The 21,893-nt window shown below is 65.3% G+C and carries 20 protein-coding genes and 1 pseudogene; 9 read left to right on the forward strand and 12 right to left on the reverse strand.

Annotated elements, in window-relative coordinates:
• Positions 1-6: 6 nt before the first annotated feature.
• Both AB4850_RS19740 and AB4850_RS19745 read right to left on the reverse strand, forming a co-directional pair.
• Complete coding sequence (locus AB4850_RS19740; protein WP_414444685.1) at positions 7-1,008, reverse strand: alpha/beta hydrolase; 1,002 nt, start codon at positions 1,006-1,008, stop codon at positions 7-9.
• Positions 1,009-1,062: 54 nt separating this feature from the next.
• A complete protein-coding gene (locus AB4850_RS19745; protein WP_414444686.1) occupies positions 1,063-1,377 on the reverse strand; it encodes an EthD family reductase in 315 nt (104 codons plus the stop codon).
• A gap of 107 nt (positions 1,378-1,484) precedes the next feature.
• Here AB4850_RS19745 and AB4850_RS19750 point away from each other — a divergent pair, with 107 nt between their 5' ends.
• Complete coding sequence (locus AB4850_RS19750; RefSeq protein WP_414444687.1) at positions 1,485-2,354, forward strand: LysR family transcriptional regulator; 870 nt, start codon at positions 1,485-1,487, stop codon at positions 2,352-2,354.
• A gap of 122 nt (positions 2,355-2,476) precedes the next feature.
• Here AB4850_RS19750 and AB4850_RS19755 read toward each other — a convergent pair whose 3' ends face one another.
• The 5 genes and pseudogenes from AB4850_RS19755 to AB4850_RS19775 form a co-directional block, all read right to left on the reverse strand.
• On the reverse strand, positions 2,477-3,160 hold the full coding sequence (locus tag AB4850_RS19755) for a M24 family metallopeptidase (protein WP_414444688.1): 684 nt from the start codon (positions 3,158-3,160) through the stop codon (positions 2,477-2,479).
• A gap of 41 nt (positions 3,161-3,201) precedes the next feature.
• Entirely contained in the window at positions 3,202-4,257 is a 1,056-nt protein-coding gene (locus AB4850_RS19760; RefSeq protein WP_414444689.1) for an FAD-binding oxidoreductase, read from the reverse strand.
• Between the two features lie 151 nt (positions 4,258-4,408).
• Positions 4,409-5,314 (reverse strand): LysR family transcriptional regulator, encoded by a 906-nt coding sequence (locus tag AB4850_RS19765; RefSeq protein ID WP_414444690.1) that lies wholly within the window; start codon positions 5,312-5,314, stop codon positions 4,409-4,411.
• A 146-nt stretch (positions 5,315-5,460) separates the two neighbouring features.
• Positions 5,461-5,775: pseudogene (locus AB4850_RS19770) on the reverse strand (MFS transporter); the annotation flags it as partial.
• A gap of 71 nt (positions 5,776-5,846) precedes the next feature.
• Positions 5,847-6,464: an amino acid synthesis family protein gene (locus AB4850_RS19775; RefSeq protein WP_414444691.1), complete on the reverse strand. Its 618-nt coding sequence runs from the start codon at positions 6,462-6,464 to the stop codon at positions 5,847-5,849.
• Between the two features lie 330 nt (positions 6,465-6,794).
• On the opposite strand from AB4850_RS19775, the gene AB4850_RS19780 reads away from it, so the two are divergent.
• Positions 6,795-7,574, forward strand: coding sequence for an SDR family oxidoreductase (locus tag AB4850_RS19780; RefSeq protein WP_414444692.1), 780 nt, complete (start codon positions 6,795-6,797; stop codon positions 7,572-7,574).
• Positions 7,575-7,658: 84 nt separating this feature from the next.
• Here the strand turns inward: AB4850_RS19780 and AB4850_RS19785 are convergent, their stop codons facing one another.
• Positions 7,659-9,158, reverse strand: a complete 1,500-nt coding sequence (locus AB4850_RS19785) for an MmgE/PrpD family protein (protein WP_414444693.1) — start codon at positions 9,156-9,158, stop codon at positions 7,659-7,661.
• A gap of 29 nt (positions 9,159-9,187) precedes the next feature.
• Positions 9,188-9,769: an MmgE/PrpD family protein gene (locus AB4850_RS19790; RefSeq protein ID WP_414444694.1), complete on the reverse strand. Its 582-nt coding sequence runs from the start codon at positions 9,767-9,769 to the stop codon at positions 9,188-9,190.
• 130 nt (positions 9,770-9,899) lie between these two features.
• On the opposite strand from AB4850_RS19790, the gene AB4850_RS19795 reads away from it, so the two are divergent.
• The 5 genes from AB4850_RS19795 (at position 9,900) to AB4850_RS19815 (ending at position 15,061) form a co-directional block, all read left to right on the forward strand.
• On the forward strand, positions 9,900-10,613 hold the full coding sequence (locus AB4850_RS19795; RefSeq protein WP_414444695.1) for a GntR family transcriptional regulator: 714 nt from the start codon (positions 9,900-9,902) through the stop codon (positions 10,611-10,613).
• 95 nt (positions 10,614-10,708) lie between these two features.
• Positions 10,709-11,173, forward strand: coding sequence for a response regulator (locus AB4850_RS19800; protein WP_414444696.1), 465 nt, complete (start codon positions 10,709-10,711; stop codon positions 11,171-11,173).
• A gap of 131 nt (positions 11,174-11,304) precedes the next feature.
• Positions 11,305-12,981: a circadian clock protein KaiC gene (gene kaiC, locus AB4850_RS19805; RefSeq protein ID WP_414444697.1), complete on the forward strand. Its 1,677-nt coding sequence runs from the start codon at positions 11,305-11,307 to the stop codon at positions 12,979-12,981.
• A gap of 156 nt (positions 12,982-13,137) precedes the next feature.
• Positions 13,138-13,416 carry a circadian clock KaiB family protein gene (locus tag AB4850_RS19810; protein ID WP_414444698.1) on the forward strand — a complete coding sequence of 93 codons (279 nt, stop codon included), beginning with the start codon at positions 13,138-13,140 and terminating at the stop codon, positions 13,414-13,416.
• On the forward strand, positions 13,409-15,061 hold the full coding sequence (locus AB4850_RS19815; protein WP_414444699.1) for a response regulator: 1,653 nt from the start codon (positions 13,409-13,411) through the stop codon (positions 15,059-15,061). The genes AB4850_RS19810 and AB4850_RS19815 overlap by 8 nt, the downstream gene beginning before the upstream one ends.
• Positions 15,062-15,114: 53 nt before the next feature.
• On the opposite strand, the gene AB4850_RS19820 is transcribed toward AB4850_RS19815, so the two are convergent.
• Positions 15,115-16,017 (reverse strand): SDR family oxidoreductase, encoded by a 903-nt coding sequence (locus AB4850_RS19820; protein WP_414444700.1) that lies wholly within the window; start codon positions 16,015-16,017, stop codon positions 15,115-15,117.
• Positions 16,018-16,437: 420 nt separating this feature from the next.
• On the opposite strand from AB4850_RS19820, the gene AB4850_RS19825 reads away from it, so the two are divergent.
• Positions 16,438-16,713 carry a hypothetical protein gene (locus AB4850_RS19825; protein ID WP_414444701.1) on the forward strand — a complete coding sequence of 92 codons (276 nt, stop codon included), beginning with the start codon at positions 16,438-16,440 and terminating at the stop codon, positions 16,711-16,713.
• 111 nt (positions 16,714-16,824) lie between these two features.
• Here AB4850_RS19825 and AB4850_RS19830 read toward each other — a convergent pair whose 3' ends face one another.
• Positions 16,825-19,152, reverse strand: a complete 2,328-nt coding sequence (locus AB4850_RS19830) for an FdhF/YdeP family oxidoreductase (RefSeq protein WP_414444702.1) — start codon at positions 19,150-19,152, stop codon at positions 16,825-16,827.
• 32 nt (positions 19,153-19,184) lie between these two features.
• Positions 19,185-20,270, reverse strand: a complete 1,086-nt coding sequence (locus AB4850_RS19835) for a catalase family protein (protein ID WP_414444703.1) — start codon at positions 20,268-20,270, stop codon at positions 19,185-19,187.
• Between the two features lie 305 nt (positions 20,271-20,575).
• Between AB4850_RS19835 and AB4850_RS19840 the strand changes: the two genes are divergently transcribed.
• On the forward strand, positions 20,576-21,727 hold the full coding sequence (locus AB4850_RS19840; RefSeq protein ID WP_414445561.1) for a DNA topoisomerase IB: 1,152 nt from the start codon (positions 20,576-20,578) through the stop codon (positions 21,725-21,727).
• Positions 21,728-21,893: the final 166 nt, after the last annotated feature.

Below are 21,893 nucleotides of genomic sequence, written 5' to 3' on the forward strand. Positions count from 1 at the left end.
CCTCGCTCAGTTCCGTTGTTCCGTATGTTCGATGAGCCACTTCAACACCGGCGCCAGCGCCTCATCGGAGTTCTTCTCGTAGATGAGCCCGTGACCGTTGCCGAACACGCCGTGATCGGGCAGATGCAGCAATTCGGCTTCGCTGCCGGCCGCCTTGAGTTGCTCGATCGCCGGCTGGCTGGCGGCGGCGAAGGCCGAGGCTTCGGCGGTGACGGCAACGATCGGCAATCCGGCGAGCGCGGGCAATCGGTGCGTGCCGGGCGCGGCCGCGCGCAACGCGTCGGGCGAAGCGGCCGGCGGTTCCCAGGTCAGCGGCGCCGCGGCGAGGCCCCACGTGAGCGAGCCGATATTGGGAATCGTCGCAAAGGGCGGCCCCATGGGCTCGACGGCGACGATCGCCTTGACCAGCCCAGGCCGGCGGTCTGCCACCAGCCAACCCACCGGCCCCGACGCCGAATGCGTCAGGAGGATCGCCGGGCCGATTCTGTCCAGCAACTTCGCGATCCGATCCGCTTCCATGTCTTCGGAAAACGCGAGGTCCGCGGGAAGCGGGCCATAGCCGGCGATGAATTCATCCATTGCCGTTTCGTTGTCCCGAGCAAAGGGCCACTGAGTGTGTTGCCCCTCGTATTCGGCCGGGAAGTAGATATGGCGGCCGTGTTCGTAGGAGAACGGCGCCCCCATGGAGCCCATCGTCTCGGTGTGGAACGGCGAGCGGCCTTGCCCTGGACGGTCGGCGACAAGCACTGCGTAGCCGGCCTCCACCAGGCGCTGCGCCCAGCCGGGCCGGCCATCCGGCGTGTCGAACCACTCGGTTCCCTGATAGCCGCCACCATGCAGAAGTACGATCGGCCAGGGGCGCGTCACCTCGTCCGGCGTTTCCCACTCGACGAAGAGCGGGCCGCGTTGGTAGGTCTGTCCATTTCGTTCGATCCGATCGCCCGAAATCCACATATGCCCGCGACGCACAGTACGCGGGGAAGCATTTTTCCAGAAAGCCACGGTCATTTTCCTGTCTTCAAGAGTGAGGGGCGCACGAGGTCCGGCATTGCCTCGACCCGCTCAAAGTGGAGCGACGCGAAAGCGTGTCGGGCGCAAGTCGGTGAATTTCGGAACGTCGGCCATGACCTCCGGGGTTTCCGGAGATCCAAAGGCGGCGTCGATTGCCACTGCGTCGCGAAAGCGACATTCACAAATCACCAGCGTGCCGACGTGCGTCAACGGCGGAAAGAAAGCCGTGACGTCCTCGAGACCGTGGCGCTGCCATGCCTGCATGACGAGCGGGAGGTGCTGCTCGACGTAGTAGCGTCGATCGAAGCGACTGTCCGGCGTGCCCTCGTAGGTCACGTACACGATAGGGGGGCCAAGGTGCGCCATGACGATTTCCTTTATTTCCATTCGAGGGTGCGTAGTCTCGCTCAACTCATTATTGTTCGGCAATCGAATATAATGAACGGAGTCCGTTCAAATATGTGGGTGTTGGTATGGAGTGGGGCGACGTCAGGATCTTTCTCGCAATAGCGCGTACCGGCACGCTGGGCGCCGCCGCACGCGCGCTGCACCTGAGCCACCCGACCATGGGACGACGGCTTCGTGTCCTTGAGGAATCCACGGGGCAGGTGCTTTTTCAGCGAACCACGGACGGCTTTGTTCTGACCGAGGAGGGCGCCGCGATCCTGCCGCTCGCGGAGCAAATGGAAGAGAGCGCGCTGTCCATGGAGCGGCGGCTGGCCGGCAAGCAGCGGAAGCTGGAAGGCACGCTCAGGGTGTCGGCGGCCGATTGGTTCGGCGCCTATGCGTTGCCGCCGGTGATTGCCGAATACTCGCGCGAATACCCGCTTGTCGACATCGAGATCCTCACCGGAACGCGCTTGTTCAATCTGGCTCAACGCGAGGCGGATGTCGCTTTCCGTATCGTCCCGTTCGAGGGGCCGGACATCGTGCAAAAGCGGCTGCTTCGTATGCGATACGGGGTCTACGTCGCGACCTCCAGCGCCGATCCGGTCGATGGCGACGGTGCGGGGAATCGTTTGATCGCGATGGACACCTCGACGGGTACGTTCCCGGACATCGATTGGCTGAAGCGACGTTTTCCGAATGCCAGCGTGGTATTGCAATCCAATAATCGCAATGTCCAGGCGCAGATGTGCGGCGAAGGGGTGGGTATCACGGTACTACCCCGGCCTGTCGGAGACCAGAACCGCGCCATCCGCAGGCTGGATCTGGATGACGACCCGCCGCCCAGAGAAATCTGGATGGGCTACCATCGCGATCTCAGCCGATTGCATCGTCTTCGCGCATTCGTCGATCTCGCGATCAAGCACCTGGCGCATTCGTCGTTCGATGCTTCTTGATGCGTATCGATCCAGAACGCTGAAGCTGCGCGCCTGGCCTCACCGGTCAACACCTCGGTCATCGAATTGACGGAGATGTTCGACCCGGACGATGGACAGCGCATTCGCGCCGCGCCGCGCCATCAATCGAAATACGAATCGTCGAGCAAGGTATCTTCGAAGAAGGCGCCGAAGCGGCCGTCCCGATCACGGATGTGGATCTCCAGCACCCAGATCTCCTGGGATGGGCAAAACTCGATGCCCGACAAGGGGACGTTGACGATGGCCTTGTGCGGAAAATCGGCAATGCGGTGGCCCGGCAAGTCGAAATTCAACACCCAGTTTCGCCGTTCGGCGCTGGCTTTCGCGAAGTCGTACAACTGCTTGCCCGAGGCCCCCGTGGCGAGCCAGTGGCGGCGCACTTCGTGAAAGATCGCCTTGACGTCGGCCGCGCAGCGCGCCATTTCCGCATTCGCGCCGGTCACGAACGTGTCGCCGCCATCGCCTTCCCAGTGTTGCCAGCAGGGCCCGATATCCACCAGGAAGATATCGTCTTCCCCGAGCACGATGTCGGGATCGTCCGGCGTGCCGCCGATCTGCACGGTGTTCCTTCCGAACCGCACGTACACGTCGTGCCAGCCTCGCAGCAGGCCCATTTCGGCCAGGATGTCCTTCGCCGTCTCGATTGCTTCGGACTCCATCATGCCGGGCTGCATCGCGGCGGCGATCGCCTGCACGGCACGACGGGTGTGCTCGCGCGCGACGAGCATCTGTGCCGCGTCGTAATGCGATCCCACGGCTTCAAGCGGATTGTGTGGCTGGTTCATGAGCGGCTCGTTTCAGGTTGGCGACCGGATCGACGATCCGGTCAGAAGTCTTGTGGGGGAATACGCAGCTGCAAGCCCTCGTAGCGGGCGTCGACTTTCAACTGGCACGACAGCCGGTCGCACGGGCCACTGGCCGGCAGCGCCGCCAGCAGGCGCCGCTCGGCCCGGGACATGACGGGCAGCCGAGCCAGGTCGGCCTCGTCGAGGGAGACACGGCAGGTGCCGCAGGACTGATTGCCGCCGCAGATCGCCTGGACGAGATGCTCGGCGACGAGCGAGCGCATCAGCGGTTCTCCGGCCCGGCAAGGCACGGCATGGCGGGCACCGTCCGGCAATAGCACCGACAGGATGATCGGCGCGTCGGACGCGCGTGCGGCCGCATCCGCATGGGGCTCGGAGGGCTCGAATGCGTCGAAGAAAAATCTGTCCTCCGGCAAGCCGCATGTCGTCATCAGACGCTCGCGCGCCATGCGCACCATGATGGGGGAGCCGCAGGCGAACACATACGCCTCGCCGAGATCGGGATGGTCGGCTGCCGCGATATCCTGCACGAAGCCCCGGGCTCCGGCCCAATCCGGAGCGCCCTCCCGCAGCACCGGCACGAAATGAAAATGGGCGCACTCTTGCTCAAGGGCGCGCAGTGCCTGCGCCACGTAGAAGTCCTCGGGCCGATCGCCACCCCAGTACAACCACACCTCGTTGCGGGGCGCGCTCCTCGCGTGGCGTTCGATCATCGCCTTGAGCGGCGCGATGCCAGTTCCGGTCGCCAGCAGGATCACCTTCGCGCGAGCGTCGGCCGGCACGCTCCAAATGCAGTCGCCGTATGGGCCCGACAGCGTCAACGTGCTGCCGATCTCGATCCGCTCGCGCAGCATGTGCGAGAACGCCCCATGCTCGTGCAGGCGGATGTGCAGTTCGATCGCCCCGTCGGGGCGGCACGGCGAGGCCATCGAGTACGAGCGATGCTGGTCCGTGCCCGGCAGCGCGATGCTCAAATACTGGCCCTCCTGATAATGGAACGCCGCATTTTCCGGGAGTAGGTTGAGGATCACGACGGATTGCCCGCGAAATTCGAGACTCTGGACCTGCGCCTGCATGATTCCCCCATGTCGATGTCCATCTCGCTGCCCGGCGTGTCGGCCGGGCTTCGGATGTGACGCGACTATACAAAGCGCCGACATCGAGCTGAAGTACCATTTGACGCGGCCGCCGCTGGACCACTATGCCGGCCGGCAGACACCGGCGCCCTCATCGGATGCGCGCGATGTGGCTGGCCAGATACTCGGTGACTTCCTCGAATACCGCCCCGACGTGTGGAAGAATCAGGAGATCGTGTTGCACACTGACGAAGAGCGGAATTTCCCGGCAAGCCCTTTCGACGTACCTCGTCAAGCCGAGTTCTTCCGCCCGTGCATAGGAGGGCAGCATGACGATGCCGAGTCCGGCTTGAGCGGCCTGCATTTGCGAGAACATGCTGGTGGAGCGAAACCCGAAGGTCGGATTCGACACGACGCCGTCCATCCATCGCGCGCTCGGCAGGTACGAAGGGTCGTCGATATAGCCGATGAAGGTTTCGTTTTCGAGCGCCCGCGGGTCTGCCGATTGATGTTCGTCGAGATATTGCGGGCTGGCGTAGAGGTAAAACGGCACGTCCGCCACCTTGCGCTTGACGAGCGACGTGGACGACGGCTCGAAAAAACTCACGAAGATATCCGCTTCTCGTTTTGCGACATCGACATAACTCGATGTCGTGACGAGGTTGATCTGAACGCGCGGATGATGATCTCGCAACCGCTTGGCGGCACGCGCGATCAGAAGTGAACCCACGCCTTCCATCGACGCTATGGTCACGCGTCCGGACATGGCCCGCCCCTGAGCGGTGAGGCCCTGGATCTCGTGCAGCGTCGCCTCCATTCGCTCGACTCGCACGAAAACTTCCTGGCCCAGCGCAGTGAGTACCAGCCCAGTTCGGCTGCGTCGAAAGAGTGCCTCGCCTGTGCTGTACTCGACCTGCGCGAGACGCCGGCTGATGGTCGATTGATCGACCCCGACCTTCTTCGCCGCGGCGGCAAGCGAGCCGCCGCGCGCGGCTTCGAGCAATGTGCGCAAATGATCCCAGCCGAGCTGATCCAGAGGGAATGCCTTGGTCACCATGAATGTAATCGGCTCGTGCGAAGTGGTCCCGCTGCCAAACTTACTCTATTCACCGGGCAGCCTCAATCGGCAACGCAGCACGCTGCGAGACATTCACCGCATGTCGGTCAGGCAGCGGCTCGGCTTGCTTGGGTATCCTTCAGAAACAATGCGCCGATGATGAACGTCATGATCGCGCCGGCGATCGGATAAGTCAGGCCTGCGTAGATGTCGCCGAGCCGCCCGAACAGCACCGCGCCCAGTGGGCGAACGATGAAGCCGGCGGCAAAGGCGAGCAAGGCGAAGATGAACGCGGACGTGGGATCGAGGCCCGAAAAGAACTGCCTCGCGACGAGGTTTGCCAGAGAGCCGTAGAGGAAGAAATCGTAGTATTCGATGACGGCGCCGACCGATGAACCGATGATGATCGTGCGAATTTCGGTGAGTCCGTGCGCTTGCCTGGCAGCGGTGGGTGTCGCCATGGTGTCTCCTGTCTAGGTTTTTTTGACCCGAGCGCGCACCGCAGCGTGACTGCGGCGCGCCGAATCCGGTCTTACTTGCGCGCGGCCCGAATGTCGGCCACCACCTTTGCCACCGCTTCGGCGCTCGCGCCGCGAACGCGCGCATTGATTCTCACGGTTCCGAAGCCGACGAACAGCACGAGTTCGTCGGGTGCCGGCGCACCCGGGACGGCGAGCGTGATGCCGTCCATTGCGTCGTAATCCCATGCGTCGTCGGCACCGCCGAAGATCATGTCGATCGACGACCCTGCCGCGCCGCTCTTGGCGTTGCCGGGAATCAGCGCGGGGCCCGCGCCGAGGCCGGTGCGCATGGCGAGGCCCAGGCGCGGGTGGATGAGCGCGGCGCCGTGTTCCGATTCGCCGAGGGTGCCGACCAGCGCGGCCTTTCCATAGGCGCGCGGGCGCTCGGCATCGGTAAAGCGGCTCAACGCACGCGTGGTCAGCAGCGCGCCGATCTCGACGGAAAGTGCGGTGAGTTGCGCGAGGTCGTCGTTCGATGCGGCGCCCAACCCCGCAAACGGATTTTTGAACACGGCGGCGGCCACCACATGCCGCGATGGGCGGCTCGCTCTTTCGCCTCCCTCACTGAGCGTGTCGCGCTCGAAGACGTGAAATTGACGAATCGGGAAGGGGGCGGCTGGACTGTTCATGTGCACTCCGTATTGATGGTTTGGATTCGGCCCATCGGGCTGTCATCAAGTTAGCGGGCTCCCGGCGTGCAGTCACTTGGCAATAGTGCAAGGCGGCTTGCATTTTTTCTTGTGGCTTCACCGGCGTCTTCGACGAGGCTCGCCGAATCCGTCCGGCCGGGCATTCGCATGAGGTGTGGCGGCGTCGCCTGTCGATCGTGCCATTTTCGCGTTGGCCCTCTGATTGCCGATATCGGCTAGGCTGATGATTTGCGTGGACGTCGGATGAATGACGCCCTGACGCCGTCGATCCGTGCATCGGCGGCACGACGATCTCGAAAGGAGCATGGGATGGAAGCGAGGCTGGATGAGCGGGTCGCCGTCATCACGGGCGGCAGCAAGGGAATCGGCTTGGCGATCGCCGCGCGCATGGCGCAAAGCGGCGCCGACGTGGCGTTGCTGGCGCGCGATCGCGCGTCGCTCGAGCGCGCGCGCCAGGCCGTGTCGGCGATCACGGAACGGCGCGTCCACATCGTCTCGTGCGACGTCATGAAGGCCGACGAGATCGCGGCGGCGTATGGCGACGTGATGAGCGCGTTCGGCCGGATCGATATCGTGGTCAACAACGCCGGCATCTCGCAGACGGGCCCGTTTGCCTCGATCACCGACGAGGTGTGGCAGGCCGATCTCGATCTGAAGCTGTTCGCCGCGATACGCCTGACGCGTCTCGTCTGGCCGCAAATGGTCGAGCGTCGCTGGGGCCGCGTGATCAACGTCCTCAATATCGGCGCGAAGGCGCCGAAGGCGGCGTCCGCTCCGACCTCGGTGTCGCGCGCGGCCGGCATGGCGTTGACGAAGGTGCTGGCCGGCGAGGGCGCGCCACACAACGTGCTGGTCAACGCGCTGCACGTGGGCCTGATCGAGAGCGACCAGTGGCTGCGCAAGCATGCGCAGTCGGGCGCCGGTTCGTACGAGGCGTTCCTGGCGGAGATGGGGAAAGGCGTGCCGCTGGGGCGCGTCGGCAAGGCGGAGGAATTCGCGAACCTGGCGTGCTTCCTTGCCTCGGACCTGGCGAGCTACGTGACGGGCACCTCGATCAATGTCGACGGGAATCTGTCGCCGGTCATGTAGCTTCCCCGGTGGCGATCCCTCGCGTGACGGTCGAGCGTGAAAGCCGGCGCGAGCTCGCATGCCAGGGCGCCGCGCGCCCCGAGGCTAGCGCGGCACCGCCGCCAGCGCGAGATCGCCCGCGTTGTCGAGTTGCTCCACCCGCCAGCACATGTCGATCAAGGCGCGCGTTCGATCGGCCGGCAGAATCCCGTCGGCAAGATCCGAGAACTTCCGTTCGAGCTGTTGGTTCGTCATCGGCACCTGCGTGCTGCCGATCGCATGCTCGATGAACTTGTGCAGCTTGCGGCCGTCCTTGAGCGTGATGCTCATGTCCACCTGCTCGGGCCCGATCGACGGATCGATCGTCGTGTGGACCTTCTCGCGCAGCGCGATGGTTTGCGGATCGAGCACCTTGGCATCGCTGAACTGCTTCTCGCCCGCGGCGCCGTCGATGATCGCGATCGCCACCGCATGATAGATGCTGAACTTGCCTTCCAGCCCGGTGCGCGGCGTGGTCTTGCCGGTCAGTTCGAGCACCAGCGGGTGCACGCGCAGATCGACGCTGGCGATCTGGTCGGCGCGCAGATGGTTCGCGTTGCGCAACTGGATGGCGGCGTCGAGCGCGGGATGAATCACGATGCCGCATGCAAACGGCTTGTAGGTGTTGAGCGTCGATTCCCAATGCGAGCCGAGCCCTTCGGTGATCTCGCGATAATCCTGCTTGGTGCTGATCGCGTTGGCCCAGCCGCGCTTGGCCTCGATCATGCCGTCGGAGCTGGTGTAATCCTGCGCCGCGAGGATCGCGGCAAACATGCCGTTGGCGGCGGCGCGGCCCGGGTTGAAGCTCTTGTTCATCGAGCCGAACGATTCGCGCAGGCCCACCGGCTGCGAGGCCGCCAGCCCGAGCGCCCACACCGTCTGCTGCACGCTCAGGCCCATCAGCTTCGCCATCGCGGCGGCCGAGCCGAACACCCCGCAGGTGCCGGTGATGTGCCAGCCCACGTCGTAGTGGTTCGGATACACGGCGTTGCCGATCCGCAGTTCCGTTTCGATACCGAGCACCAGCGCGGCGAGAAAATCCTTGCCGGCAACCGGCCGATATTGCGCATACGCGAGGATCGCCGACGCCACCGGGCCGGCCGGGTGGATGATCGTCTTCAGATGCGTGTCGTCGTAATCGAAGATGTGGCTGCTCACGCCGTTGATGAACGCCGCATTCATGATGTCGAAGCGTTCCGTACGGCCCAGCAGGCTCGCTTGCGGCGGCCCCGAGAACGGCGTGAGCGCCGCCACGGCGCGCTCGACCGTGGTGTCGTGAGATCCGCCCACGGCCACGCCCACCCAGTTCATCAGCGTGCGCACGCCTTCCCGGCGCGCATCGGCCGGCAGATCCGCATAACCGGTTCGGTGAATGAATTCGGCCAGAATGCGCGTCACCCGGGGCGGTTGCGTGCCGGGATTTCCCGCGGGCCCGTTGCCGGCAGGCGTCGAAGCGGCGGATGCGCCGCCGGTGCCTTGCGCCAGGGCGCCGGTTCCCGCGGTGGCCGAAGCGAGCGCGCCCAGCGCGCCGGTTTTCAGGAAATAGCGACGATCGATGCCTGTCATCAGTGTGTCTCCTCGTGTTGGATGGCCGGTCAGGCCGAGATCAGCGGACCGAGTTCGCGGAGGTCCGCGAGTGTTTCGAGGTGCTCGATCTTGTCGATCAGCGCGGCCGTCCTGGCCGCGCCGAGCACCGGCTGCATCAGGTCGCGTGCCTTCGCGGCGACCGCTTCGCCTGATAACGGGTTCTCCTTGGTGACCGGTTCGAAATCGTCGGTTTCATCCGAGTGGGCGCACATTGCGTTGGCCAGCGCGGCGTTCACGATGCTGGTCTGGATGCGGGTGCCGATCACGCTCGCCTGCGCGGCGCCGCCCAACGAGCCGACGTACTTCGCGGCCAGCATGCCGGGGCGCATACGCGAACCGGACACCATCGCGCCGAACGTGTCGAGTATGCGGTGCTTGCAGGCCAGCACGACGGGGCCGGGCAGCGGCATGTCGCGCGCCTGCGCCATGTAACGCGCCAATTGCGCGGTGATGTGGCCGTCGGCGCCTGCCGGCGCGGCGGCATCGCCGGCCGCGGCGAGCACGGCGCGTGCACTGCCGCACGACAGCGCGGCGAGCGCGCCCGCCGATTGCAGAAAGCGGTGGCGCCTGAGGAGGGATGGCTCGGACATGCTTGTCTCCCGATTTTTATAACTGTCGACAGTTGATCGATATAATCAAGCCGGCGATCTGCTTGGTGCAGATTTTAATGCAATGAATACAGACTATTTGGCACGATACCAGACATGGTCAGTTACCGTCATGAGTGAAAATGTCGACACTATGGAAGCCGAAGCCAACGACGAATCGTTTCGAGTCAGGGAAATCATCGACTGGATGGCGCGCGAGATCATCGAGGCGCGCCTGCTGCCGGGGGATGACCTGAACTCGGTCGATCTGGCGCGGCGCTTCAAGGTGAGCCGCACGCCGGTGCGCGAAGCGCTGTTCGTCATGAGCCGGTCCGGGTTGGTCGATTGGCCGTCGCGCAAGCGCCCGCGCGTCGCCGCAATCCGGCTCAAGGACGTGCGCGAGCTGTATCAGTTGCGAGCGATTCTCTACGGGCAGATTTCGACCGCCATCGTGGAGCAGGCCGGCGACGAGGCGCTGGAGCGCTTGTGGGCTGCGCATCGGAAGCTGGCCGACGCGGCGGCGCGTGGCGATGTGGATGGCTACTTCTGGGCGAACGTGGCGTTCCGTGACGAGGAGTTGCGCGCGTGCGGCAACGGCATCTTCCGCGAGGTGCTGGAGTCGATGCGCCTGCGCGTGAACCGGTTGCGCCGGCTCAGTACCTCGCTGCCGGGGCGCCTGCAGCGCTCCTGTGCGGATCACGAGCGCTTGTGTCAAGCCTATCGGGAGCGCGACGGCGTACTGGCGGCGGCGCTGAATCGCTCGATCGTGCTCGGCGCCCTGCAATCGATCGAACAGGCGTGGGACAGCCTGCCGTTCGCCGAACGGCAGGCGCAAAGCGGCGACTGAGTGCGGGCTCGATTCGTGCTGGACCGGTAACCCGGCTGCCGCCGGTTTTTCCTTGGCTGCGTCCGATGCCGATAATTCGTATCGGCATGACGTTAATGCGCCAGAATCTCACTTTTTCCATTATGCAAAGCGCATTGCCGAAACCGGGCGATGCGCAACAAACAGGTCAACAAACAGGTGACAGCATGCGGGTGCTATTGGTCGACGATTATTTGGACGGACTATCGGTCATGGAGGCGTATCTGACCATGAAGGGCTTTGAGGTTTCGACGGCGATCAATCCGGTCGATGCGATTTCCGTCGCCGGGCAATTCGAGCCCGATGTCGCCATCCTGGACATCGGTTTGCCCGGGATGGACGGCTATGCGCTGGCGGGCGTTCTGAGAAGTCAGCCACGGCATGCGAATCTCCGGCTGTTTGCACTCACCGGGTACGGCCAGTCCGGCGACGGCAACCGTGCCGCCGCCGCCGGCTTCGAGCGCTATTTCGTCAAACCCATCGTGCTGTCCGATTTGGCGGAGGCACTCGCCACGCCCGAAGGAAAGCGTGTCGGTCAGTAAGCGCGCTCGGCGTTCGACAGGGGGCGTTGACGGAAACGGCGGCGAGTCGCCGCCGTTCGCCCCATATGGTGCGACAATGAGCTTCCGATGTCCTCTCGCTCCCCATAACGTCCACTTATCAAAGGCCAGCGTTGGCAACCTTTCATCCATCAGGAATCCCAAAGACCCCGACCGGGATCGCCGGATTTGATCAGTTGACCCACGGCGGGCTGCCGCGCGGGCGATCGGCGCTGCTGTGCGGCGCTGCGGGCTGCGGCAAGACCTTGTTCGCCATGACGTTTCTGGTCGAAGGGGCCACTCGGTATGACGAACCGGGCGTTTTCGTCAGCTTCGAGGAGCGCTCGGAGGATCTGGCCGCCAACGTGGCGTCGCTCGGCTATGACGTAGCCGAGCTTGCCAATCAGAACCGGCTTCTGATCGACCATATCGAGCTGCGGCCATCGGAAACCGACGAGACGCCGGATTACGATCTGGAAGGCCTGTTTATCCGCCTGGATGTCATGATCCGCAAGGTCAAGGCCCGGCGCGTCGTGATCGACACCATCGAAACCCTGTTTGCGTCGTTCAACGATGCAAGCATGCTTCGCTCCGAGTTGCGCCGTCTGTTCGGCTGGTTGAAGGAGCGTGGCGTGACGGCCATCGTCACGGGCGAGCGGGGCGACGGCACGCTCACGCGCTACGGCATTGAAGAATATGTGTCGGATTGCGTGATCGTGCTCGACAACCGGGTGCGCGACCAGGTCACCACGCGCCGGCTGCGCGTGGTGAAGTATCGGGGGTCTGCCCATGGCACCAACGAATACCCGTTTCTGATCGATGCCGAGGGCATTACCGTTTTACCGATTACTTCGGCGAGCCTGGATCATCCCTCGCCCGAAGAGATCCTCCCCACGGGCATAGCCGGCATTGATCGGATGCTCGACGGGGGCGGGATCTATCGCGGCTCGAGCGTCCTCATTTCGGGCCTCGCGGGCACCGGTAAAACCACGTTTGCGGCGGCCTTTGCGCAAGCGAGTTGCGAGCGTGGCGAACGGGTCCTGTTTTTCGAATTCGAGGAGTCGCCCGCTCAGGTCATCCGCAACCTACGCTCGGTCGGCATCGATCTGGGCAAGTTCCTGGGCGACCAGTTGCGTTTCGAATCGGCGCGTCCCAGCCTTTTCGGGCTCGAGATGCATCTCGCGCGCATGTATCGGGACATCGAAAAGTTCGATCCGTCCCTGGTCGTCATCGATCCGTTGTCCGCGTTCCGCGGGCTGGAGGATGAAGTGCATGCGGTATTCCTCCGCCTGATCGACATGCTGAAGGCGCGTGGCACGACATGCGTTTTCACGAGCCTGGTCGATGTGGCCACGGCCGTCTCGGTCAACGACCGAAGCGTGTCGTCCTTGATGGATGTCTGGGTCGCATTGTTTAACACCGAGGCCAACGGGGAGCGAAACCGCACGCTCTATGTGCTGAAGGCTCGGGGCATGGCGCATTCGAATCAGATCCGCGAATACACGCTGAGTTCGGAGGGAATCGAGCTGGTGCCGGCGTATATCGGTGCAGGCGGCGTGTTGACCGGGGCCGCGCGGGTTTCGCAGGAGTCCAGGGAGCGCGCCGAAGCCGCGGCGCGAATGGAAACTGCGCAACGGGCGCACCGTGAGGCAGAACGCAAGCGCCAGGCGATCAAGCGGCAGATCGCCGAACTTCAGGCCTCTCTGAATGAGGAAGACGAAGAAGCGAGCGCACAAGATCAGGTCACGCGCATTGCCGAGGAAACGGCGAGCGAAGATCGCGAAACCCTCGCGCGACGGCGAGGTGCCTGACGTGAGAATGACCCTATCGTTCCGCGGGTGGCGCCCGACGGGCGTCTTTTCACAGTTGTATGGCATTCGCTTACCGCGCAACGTTCGACACGATACGAAAGGCGCCATGTGACCCATTCGACCGCTGTACCCGGCCCTGATCCGGAGCGGTATGTCTTGAAGCTTTACGTCACCGGCAGCACGCCGCGCTCCGCCCGGGCGATCGAGAATGCGGGCAGACTTTGTGCGACGGTGCTGGCCGGCCGTGTCGATCTGCAGATCATCGATCTGTACCTCGATCCGGAGGCGGGCATGGAGGATCAGATCATCGCCGTTCCCACGCTCGTCAAAGTCTTTCCGCTTCCGGTACGCCGCATCATTGGCGATCTGTCCGATCGCGACAAACTTTTAAGTGCACTCAGCCTGCCACTTTCCGGAGTCGACAAGCATGCCTGACCGCGAGTACGACGATCGCGAATCCAAGCTGGCAGATCTGACCAACGAAGAACTTCGGGCCAGATTGCAGGAGGCGGAGGAAGCGCTCGATGCAATCCGAAGCGGGGCGGTCGACGCCGTCGTCGGCGAGCAGAATCAATCGGCGCGCCTCTACACGCTGGTGAATGCGGACCGGCTCTACCGCGAACTCATCGAGCAGATGCAGGAGGGCGCGCTGATGCTCTCCGCCGATGGCTCGGTGTTGTATGCCAACCGCGTGGTCGCCGAACTGCTGGGAAAGCAACACGCCGCCATCGTGGGGCAGGCGTTCGCCCGGCATCTCGATGCCGCCGCGCTTCCCGATTACGCCAGCTTCCTGGCGACCGGAAGCACCCGGCCGGCGCGCCGTGAATTCGAACTGATCAATGACAGCGGCACGGCCATTGCCGTCTCGATTTCGCTGAGCCCGTTGCTTGTCAGCGATCTGGCGGACCAGATCATCGTGTGTGCGGTGATCACCGATCTGCGCGAGCAACGGCAGGCGGAGGCGCAGCGGCGCCAGTCGCAGAAGATGGAAGCGGTCGGCCAGTTGACCGGCGGGCTCGCGCATGATTTCAATAATCTGCTGCAGGCGATTCACGGCAATCTCGAACTGATTCAGCACATGGCCGCCGATGCGGAGAAAGTGCAGAAATGGGCGCAGAATGCGGCGCGCTCGGTGATGCGCGGGGCAAAGCTGACCGCGCAGTTGCTGGCTTTTTCCCGAACCCAGCAGGTCGCGCTGTCTTCCGTGGTGGTGGACGACTTGATCACCGGCATGTCGGAGATGCTGACGAGAAGCCTGGGAACCGGTATCGACATCACGTTCGAGCTGCACGCATCCGCCACCCCGGTCGTGGCCGATTCCACACAGCTCGAACTCGCGTTGTTGAATCTGGCAATCAACGCCCGAGACGCCATGCCGGAAGGGGGCGCGCTGGTCATCGCTTCGCGCGTGGTCGAGATTGGCGGCGATCCCGAGTTGACGCGGGGCCGCTATGTCGAGATCGGCGTCACGGACAACGGTCACGGCATGCCCGATCATGTCCGTGCCAAGGCATTCGAGCCGTTCTTCACGACCAAGGAAATCGGTGCGGGTACCGGGCTTGGATTGGCGCAGGTGTTCGGCATTGCCCGTCAGGCAGGCGGAACTGCACGAATCGAAAGTGAAAGCGGAATCGGCACCAAGGTGACCATCCTCCTGCGACTGACGGAACCGGCGGTGGTGGCGAGCTCGACAAGCCGAGAGAAGGCATCCGCCTATGCGACCGAGCCGAAATATGTTCTGGTGGTCGACGATGACGACGCCATTCGGACCGCGCTTGTCGACTCGCTGGAAATGCTCGGCTACATCGTCGATGTCGCAGCCGATGCACCGGCGGCGCTGCAATCGCTGGATCGGCGGCAGCACGATATCGTGTTGCTGGATTACGCGATGCCACGTGTCACGGGCGGGGAGCTGGCCGTCGCGATGCGTCAGCGCTCGCCCCGCTTGCCCATCGTGTTTATCACGGGATTTGCCGACAAGCTCGATTTCAGCGCGATATCCGGCCCCGAGCCCGCGGTGCTTCTGAAGCCGTTTCCACTGGAAATCCTGGCAAGCACGATCGCACGGATGTTGGTTTGACGTCGGCACGACGCATCGAGGCGTGCCGAGATCGGAATCGGCGCTTCGGCCGATCAGGGCAGGTGATTGCCGCCGGTCACCCCATAAACCTCCCCGGTCACATAACTCGATTCCTGCGAGGCGAGCAGCACGTAGATCGGCGCAAGCTCGGCCGGCTGGCCGGGGCGCTTCATCGGCGCTTCTGAGCCGAATACCTCCACCTTCTCCTGCGGCTGGCCGCCGCTCGGTTGCAGCGGCGTCCAGATCGGCCCCGGCGCGACCGCGTTGACGCGCACGCCCCGGTCGATCACCTGTTTGGCGAACGCGTGCGTGAAGGCCGTGATCGCGGCCTTGGTCGACGCGTAATCGAGCAGCCCGGGGCTCGGCTGGTAGCTCTGGATCGAGGTGGTGTTGATGATCGTGCCGCCGCGCGGCAGATGCGGCAGGGCCGCCTTGCAGAGCCAGAACATCGCGAACACGTTGGTGCGGAACGTGGCTTCGAGTTGCGCGGTGCTCAGGTCGGCGATGTGCTCGACGTACACCTGCTTGCCGGCGACGTTCACGAGGATGTCGAGGCCACCGAGCGCGCGCACGGCATCGTCGACCAGCTTCGTGCAGAACGCCTCGTCGCTGATGTCGCCAGGCAGCGCCACGGCCTTGCGGCCGGCTTCCTCGATCAAGCGGACGACCTCGCCGGCATCGGCCTCCTCATCATGTAAATAGTTCAAGGCGACGTCGGCGCCTTCCCGCGCGAAGGCGATCGCGGTGGCGCGTCCGATGCCGCTGTCGGCGCCGGTGATCAGCGCGCGACGGCCCTTGAGGCGTCCCGCGCCGCGATAGCTCTGCTCCCCGTGATCGGGCTTCGGATGCATCTCGCGGGCCAGGCCCGGCGCGGGTTGCGGCTGTCTGTCGAAGTCGGGCCGCGGATATTGCGTGAGCGGGTCCTGCATGGTGGTCTGATCGGGTTTGTCGGTCATGAGAGCGCTCCGTGTTCTGTTGGCAAGGCGGGACGCGAGGTCCGGTGCGTCTGTCGATGTCAGCAACAGTCGTGCCATCGTGATCGACGGTTCACCGTTTTGCGGCGCAGGTCCGGCCGGATCGAGCATGTCGCGATCGCGGCACGATGCTTGCGCATTCATCTGCGCAACCTGCGCGAGGAAGGCGGCCGGCCCCTGCCGGTGCGCCGCGCGCATGCACGGAGGAACAGCGCGATGGCGACAGTCGGAGATTTCATCGTCGAACGGCTTACGCAGTGTCGTCGCCGATACCGCGCGGCAGGTGCTGGCGTCGGTACTGCTGGAGGGAAAGCATGATGGCAAATCGTAACGAGGCGTGTGTCGATGCGGCGTGGGTTCGGCATGGCGCAGGCAGTGAGTCGACCACAAAGGAAATTCATCATGGGTAAGAAGGGCAGTGAAAGTGTGCAGACACTGACGCAACCGGTTGCGCTTGTCGAACTGAGCGAGAAGCTTGCCGACTTCGTGCGAACCGGCAGCCTCGACACGCGTTGTGCCACGAAATTGCTGGATCGGCTGGAGAAGGAGGCCGCAGCCGTGGTCGACCGAGATGCGGCGTCGGAGGACGCCTTGAAGCCCGCCCTGAAAGCGTTGAAGCACGCGATCCGTGATTCGGATGCCGGCACCTTCGTGAAGGCGAGCGCCGCGCTGCGCTGATCGGCCCGCACGGTTGAACGCGGATGCGGTGCGGCCTGCACGCCGGCATCGTGGGCGGGCGGCCGCCGGCGGGCGGTCATGTGCCGTTCCTCGCCGGCGCCGCCATCGCCGTCACCCCGCCGCGATGATCCGCACCGGGATCGACTTCGCCCCCGGCACCTTGCTGCCCTTCGCGTGATGCCAGAGCGGCAGCAGCGGATTGCATTCGGGGTAATAACCGGCCACGCAGCCGCGCGGAATCTCGTACGGCACCACCTTCAGGCCGGCCACGCGCCGCTCGACGCCGTCATGGGCGATGGTTTCCAGCGTCACGCGCTCGTCCGTGCCGATGCCATGCGCGGCGATGTCGTCGCGATGCATGAGCAGCACCATCCGGTCGCCGTAGATGCCGCGAAACCGGTCGTCGAGGCTGTAGATCGTGGTGTTGAACTGACTGTCGCCGCGCATCGTCATCAGCCGCAGCGCGCCTTCGCCGGCCGGCATGTCGGGGTCCTCGCCGAGCGATTCGGGCACCGCGAATTCGGCCTTGCCGCTGGGCGTCATCCAGCGCCGTTCGCGTGCCGGCAACGGGCGCGCGAAACCGCCGGGCGTCCACATGCGCGCGTCGAAATCGTGAAAGATCTCGGGGTAGGTGAGGGCGATCGCCTCGCGGATCAGCCGGTAGTCGTTGCGCCAGGCATCCCAGGCCACGGTGCTGCGCGCACCGAGCGTGGCCGTGGCGATGCCGGCGACGATGAACGGCTCGGAGCGCAGCGTCTCGCCGGCCGGTTCGGCCACGCCGCGCGAGCCGTGCATGCGCCCGGTGCTGTCCTCCACCGACACCGCCTGCTCGCCGCCCGCCTGCCGGTCGATCTCGATGCGGCTCAGGCACGGCAGCAGATAGGACACCGCGCCGGGCAGCAGCGCGGTGCGGTTCAGCTTGGTGGCGACGTTCACGGTCATCCGCAGGCGCCGCCAGGCCGGCTCGATGCGATCGCGATCGGGCACCGAGCGCACCAGGTTGCCGCCGAGGTTGAACACGGCATCGACGCGCCCGTCGATCATTGCCTCGAACGCTTCCACCACGTTCATGCCGGTCTCGCGCGGCGGCTCGAAGTGGAACTGGCGGGCCAGGATGTCGAGCGGCGCCAGCGCCGGTTTTTCGGTGATGCCGACGGTGCGCTGGCCCTGCACGTTCGAGTGGCCCCGGATCGGCGAGACGCCGGCCCCGGGCTTGCCGAGATTGCCGCGCAGCATCAGGAAGTTGCAGATCATGCGGACGTTCTGCACGCCGAGCCGATGCTGGGTGATGCCCATGCCGTAATGCACGATGACCGCGTTGGCGCGGCAATACAGGCGGGCGGCGCGCTCGAGTTCGGCGCGCGCGAGGCCGCTTTCGCGTTCGATCGCGTGCCATGGGGTCTCGCGCACGTAGCGCGCGAACGCGTCGAAGCCGTGCGTGTGCGCATCGATGAAGGCCGTGTCCAGCACGCGCGGCGCACCGGCGGCGCGCGCCGCGTCGTCCTCGGCGATCACGGCCTTGCACAGGCCCGTCAACGCAGCGGTGTCGCCGCCGATGCGCAGCGTGTGGTATTGCGTCGAGATCTGCGTGTCGCCCGGCGTCAGCATCTCGCGCGGCGATTGCGGATTCGCGAAGCCCACCAGGCCCGGTTCGCGCAGCGGGTTGAAGGTGACGATCGGCACGCCGCGACGGCGCGCGTCCTGCAAGGGGTGCAGCATGCGCGGGCTGTTGGTGCCGACGTTGTGACCGAAGAAGAACATCAGGTCGGTCTGCTCGAAATCGTCGAGGCCGATCGTGCCGACGCCCGCGCCGATCGCCGCCTGCAGGCCGACGCTGCTGCTTTCGTGGCACATGTTCGAACTGTCCGGCAGGTTGTTGGTGCCGTACTGGCGCGCGAACAACTGCAGCATGTACGAGGTTTCCAGCGAAGCGCGGCCCGAGGTGTAGAACACCGCGCGATCGGGCGGGGTCGCGTTCAGCTCGCGGCCGATCTCGTCGAAGGCCTGCTGCCAGCCGACCGGCAGATAGCGGTCGCTGGCCGCGTCGTAGCGCAGCGGCTCGGTCAGCCGTCCGGCCGCTTCGAGATCGTGGTCGTGCCAGCCGGCCAGTTCGGTGACGGTGTGGGCCGCGAAGAACGCGGCGCCCACCTGTTTCGACGTCATGTCCCACGCGGTGGCCTTCGCGCCGTTTTCGCAGAATTCGAACGGATGCGGGCCGGCCGGCTTGGCCCACGAGCAACTGACGCACATGAAGCCGTCGGGCTTGTTCTGCCGCATCAGCGCGGCGCCGCCCTTGCGCACCGCGTGCTCGCTCGCCAGGATCGCGACGACCGCCTTCATCGATCCCCATCCGCCCGACGCATGCGGATAGGCCGCGTTGCGGCGTTCGGGATCGGTGTCGGGGGCGTCGCGGGTGGTGGGTTCGTCGGTATCGTGCATGGTCTGGGCTCCGGATTCGTGGGTCGTGTGCTTCAGCCGTGCACCGGGCAGCCGTTGAACGTGCCGCGATACGCCGCGGACGTTTCGTAGGCCGCCCGGCGCACGCGCATCACGCCACCGAGCGGGCGATGCGCGGCGAGGCCGTGCCACGGGCTGAAGCTCATGCCGTCGTCGATCGCCGTCGAGCGCGCGTCGGTCCAGGCCGGCTGCGGCGCCACCCGGATCGTCGCGACCGTGACATACGGGCTGACGTCCTCCGGCCACGCGACCGAGGCGTCCTCCACGGGCATCGTTTCGATGTCGGTCGCCAGTTGCACGCGCAGCTCCCATTCGCCGCCGTGCCGCGCGAAGAAGGCCACCACCTCCTCGCGCAGGGCGTCCGGGCGGCCCCTCAGGTCGATCGGCGCATCCTTCAGCGCGACCAGCTCGGGCGAGACGGGCACCACGGCCAGCTTCGCGAAATACGGCCCGTACAGGCACGGCGCGCAGGTGTAGAAGGTCTCGCCAAGGATGTGCGTGGCCGGATGGCCGCCCAGGTTCGTCAGCGTCGCGCTGCTGCCGCCGACCGCCTCGATCACGCGTTCGGCGCCGCGCATCACGGCCGACAGCGCCTTCTTGCCGCCCGGCGCACGGTCGGTCGTCTTCGACAGCATCTTCAGGCTGCGCACGAAGGCCTTCGGGGTGGGGGCGGAGAAGGCCGGCGCATTGACCATCACGAAATCCTGCGTGGCATGGGCCTCGCTGCCGGGCAGTCGCGCGCCGTCGACCTGCGCGATCTTCAGCGCCAGGCCGCGTGGCGTGGAGACGGCGTCGTCGAGCACGTCGCCGGGATTGGTCGACAGGCGCAGCGTCACCGGATAGGTGCCGCCCTTGCGCGCGAACACGCCGTGCGCGAGCTCGGGCGGCAGATCGGCGGCCACCGTCAGTTCGCCTTCGAGCAAGCCGTGGCTTTTGGCATGCACGCTGCGCACGGCATGCGCGTAGTCGTGCGACGTGATGTCCTGGATGTGGTTCAGGGCATCGATCAGCTCGCGCGTGGTATCGGCTTCATCGTCGGGGATCTGCTCGAACAGCGGGTCGAACGGCAGGGGGTGGATCGTCAGCGCGGTGGGGGTCATCGATGGCTCCGTCAGTGGGGTGGGCGCTTTGCCTTGCGCAATCGCCGTACCCACGCCGGTCGTTGCACGCCCGCCAGTCGGGCATCGAATTTGCTCGATGCCGAAGATTCATCGCTCGCGCGAAGGCCCCCCATGATCGGCTCCGTCGGACGATCGCGGCAGTCCGGGCCGGCCGGCGCGCCGGTTGGCGCTTTTGTACACGGTGCTTGCAAATTGGTCGCCTGCCGCGTCCGACGTTTTCCATCGGATTCGCCATTGTGGGAGCCGATTGCGTGCCGCGAACCACACGAGACCCGGAGGATGCAATGACAGGCACACCAGACCCACAGGCACGCGTCGGGCCGCTGCGCCATGTCGACGACCGTCGGCCCGGTCTGACGCGGCGGCGCATGCGGGGTCGCTTCGTCTATTTCGACGTGGATGGCGGGCGCATCCGCGATGCCGACGAAATCGCGCGCATCGACGCGCTGGCCATTCCGCCGGCCTATGCGGACGTGTGGATCTGTGCCGACCCGCGCGGCCATCTCCAGGCGACCGGCCGCGATGCCCGCGGTCGCAAGCAGTATCGCTACCATCCGCTGTGGCGGGAACTTCGGGATGCCAACAAATATTCGCGGATGACCGCGTTTGCGCGGGCCTTGCCGCGTATCCGCTCGCGCGTCACGCGCGATCTGCGTCGGCCCGGCATGCCGCGCGACAAGGTGGTGGCGACCGTGGTGCGTCTGCTCGATACCACGCTGGTGCGGATCGGCAGCGCCGAATACGCACGGGACAACGCGTCCTACGGGCTGACCACGCTGCGCAAGCGCCACCTGAAGATCGCGGCCGGCGAAATGCGGCTGCGTTTTACCGGCAAGAGCGGGGTGGAGCACGACGTCACGATCGACGATCCGCGCCTGCGGCGGATGTTGCGGCGCTGCGCGGAGCTGCCCGGCCACGACCTGTTCCAGTACGTCGACGACGATGGCCAGCGGCACACGGTCGGATCGGCCGACATCAACGCCTATCTGCACGAGGCGAGCGGCGCGGATTTCACGGCGAAGGACTATCGCACGTGGGCAGGCAGCGTTCACGCGCTCGGCGCGCTGCGCCGGATCGAATGGATCGACGCGGCGCAGGCGCGCAAGCAGATCGTCGAGACGGTGCGGGCGGTGGCCGCGCTGCTCTACAACACGCCCGCCGTGTGCCGACGCTGCTATATCCATCCGGTGGTGCTCGACGCGTTCGAGGCGGGCGGGCTGGCGGCGCTCGGGCCGTGCCGTGCGCGACGCGGGTTGAGGATCGACGAGGTGGCGTTTGCGGCTTTGCTGGTCAAGGCCGCGGGAAGCGCGGTATCGAAACCGGTGCAACGGCCGCGAAGACGGGTTGGCGCGTCGGATGGCAGCAAGGTGGCTGGCCATGAGGCCCATCGATCCGCCTCGACGCGCGGCAAGCGCATGAGCGCGTCGCACGCCTGATCGCCGGGCCGTCTTGCCGCGCGTGTCGGGGCCGACGCTACGAGGCGCCGTGGTTCAGCGGGTCATCGTCATCGGTGTCGTTGAATTTCCCAAGCGTGATACCCATCCCGTTTCGAGGACACGCGGGAGCTTGACCTGCAATTCTTCGCTGCTACCATGCGCGGCA

This window comes from Burkholderia sp. 22PA0106 (assembly GCF_047497155.1).
GTDB lineage: Bacteria > Pseudomonadota > Gammaproteobacteria > Burkholderiales > Burkholderiaceae > Burkholderia.

Bases quoted from the DNA above. Each gene is read 5' to 3' on its own strand.
- AB4850_RS19740 (WP_414444685.1), bottom strand. From the start codon at position 1,008: ATGACCGTGGCTTTCTGGAAAAATGCTTCCCCGCGTACTGTGCGTCGC.
- AB4850_RS19745 (WP_414444686.1), bottom strand. From the start codon at position 1,377: ATGGCGCACCTTGGCCCCCCTATCGTGTACGTGACCTACGAGGGCACG.
- AB4850_RS19750 (WP_414444687.1), top strand. From the start codon at position 1,485: ATGGAGTGGGGCGACGTCAGGATCTTTCTCGCAATAGCGCGTACCGGC.
- AB4850_RS19755 (WP_414444688.1), bottom strand. From the start codon at position 3,160: ATGAACCAGCCACACAATCCGCTTGAAGCCGTGGGATCGCATTACGAC.
- AB4850_RS19760 (WP_414444689.1), bottom strand. From the start codon at position 4,257: ATGCAGGCGCAGGTCCAGAGTCTCGAATTTCGCGGGCAATCCGTCGTG.
- AB4850_RS19765 (WP_414444690.1), bottom strand. From the start codon at position 5,314: ATGGTGACCAAGGCATTCCCTCTGGATCAGCTCGGCTGGGATCATTTG.
- AB4850_RS19775 (WP_414444691.1), bottom strand. From the start codon at position 6,464: ATGAACAGTCCAGCCGCCCCCTTCCCGATTCGTCAATTTCACGTCTTC.
- AB4850_RS19780 (WP_414444692.1), top strand. From the start codon at position 6,795: ATGGAAGCGAGGCTGGATGAGCGGGTCGCCGTCATCACGGGCGGCAGC.
- AB4850_RS19785 (WP_414444693.1), bottom strand. From the start codon at position 9,158: ATGACAGGCATCGATCGTCGCTATTTCCTGAAAACCGGCGCGCTGGGC.
- AB4850_RS19790 (WP_414444694.1), bottom strand. From the start codon at position 9,769: ATGTCCGAGCCATCCCTCCTCAGGCGCCACCGCTTTCTGCAATCGGCG.
- AB4850_RS19795 (WP_414444695.1), top strand. From the start codon at position 9,900: ATGAGTGAAAATGTCGACACTATGGAAGCCGAAGCCAACGACGAATCG.
- AB4850_RS19800 (WP_414444696.1), top strand. From the start codon at position 10,709: ATGCGCCAGAATCTCACTTTTTCCATTATGCAAAGCGCATTGCCGAAA.
- AB4850_RS19815 (WP_414444699.1), top strand. From the start codon at position 13,409: ATGCCTGACCGCGAGTACGACGATCGCGAATCCAAGCTGGCAGATCTG.
- AB4850_RS19820 (WP_414444700.1), bottom strand. From the start codon at position 16,017: ATGACCGACAAACCCGATCAGACCACCATGCAGGACCCGCTCACGCAA.
- AB4850_RS19825 (WP_414444701.1), top strand. From the start codon at position 16,438: ATGGGTAAGAAGGGCAGTGAAAGTGTGCAGACACTGACGCAACCGGTT.
- AB4850_RS19830 (WP_414444702.1), bottom strand. From the start codon at position 19,152: ATGCACGATACCGACGAACCCACCACCCGCGACGCCCCCGACACCGAT.
- AB4850_RS19835 (WP_414444703.1), bottom strand. From the start codon at position 20,270: ATGACCCCCACCGCGCTGACGATCCACCCCCTGCCGTTCGACCCGCTG.
- AB4850_RS19840 (WP_414445561.1), top strand. From the start codon at position 20,576: ATGACAGGCACACCAGACCCACAGGCACGCGTCGGGCCGCTGCGCCAT.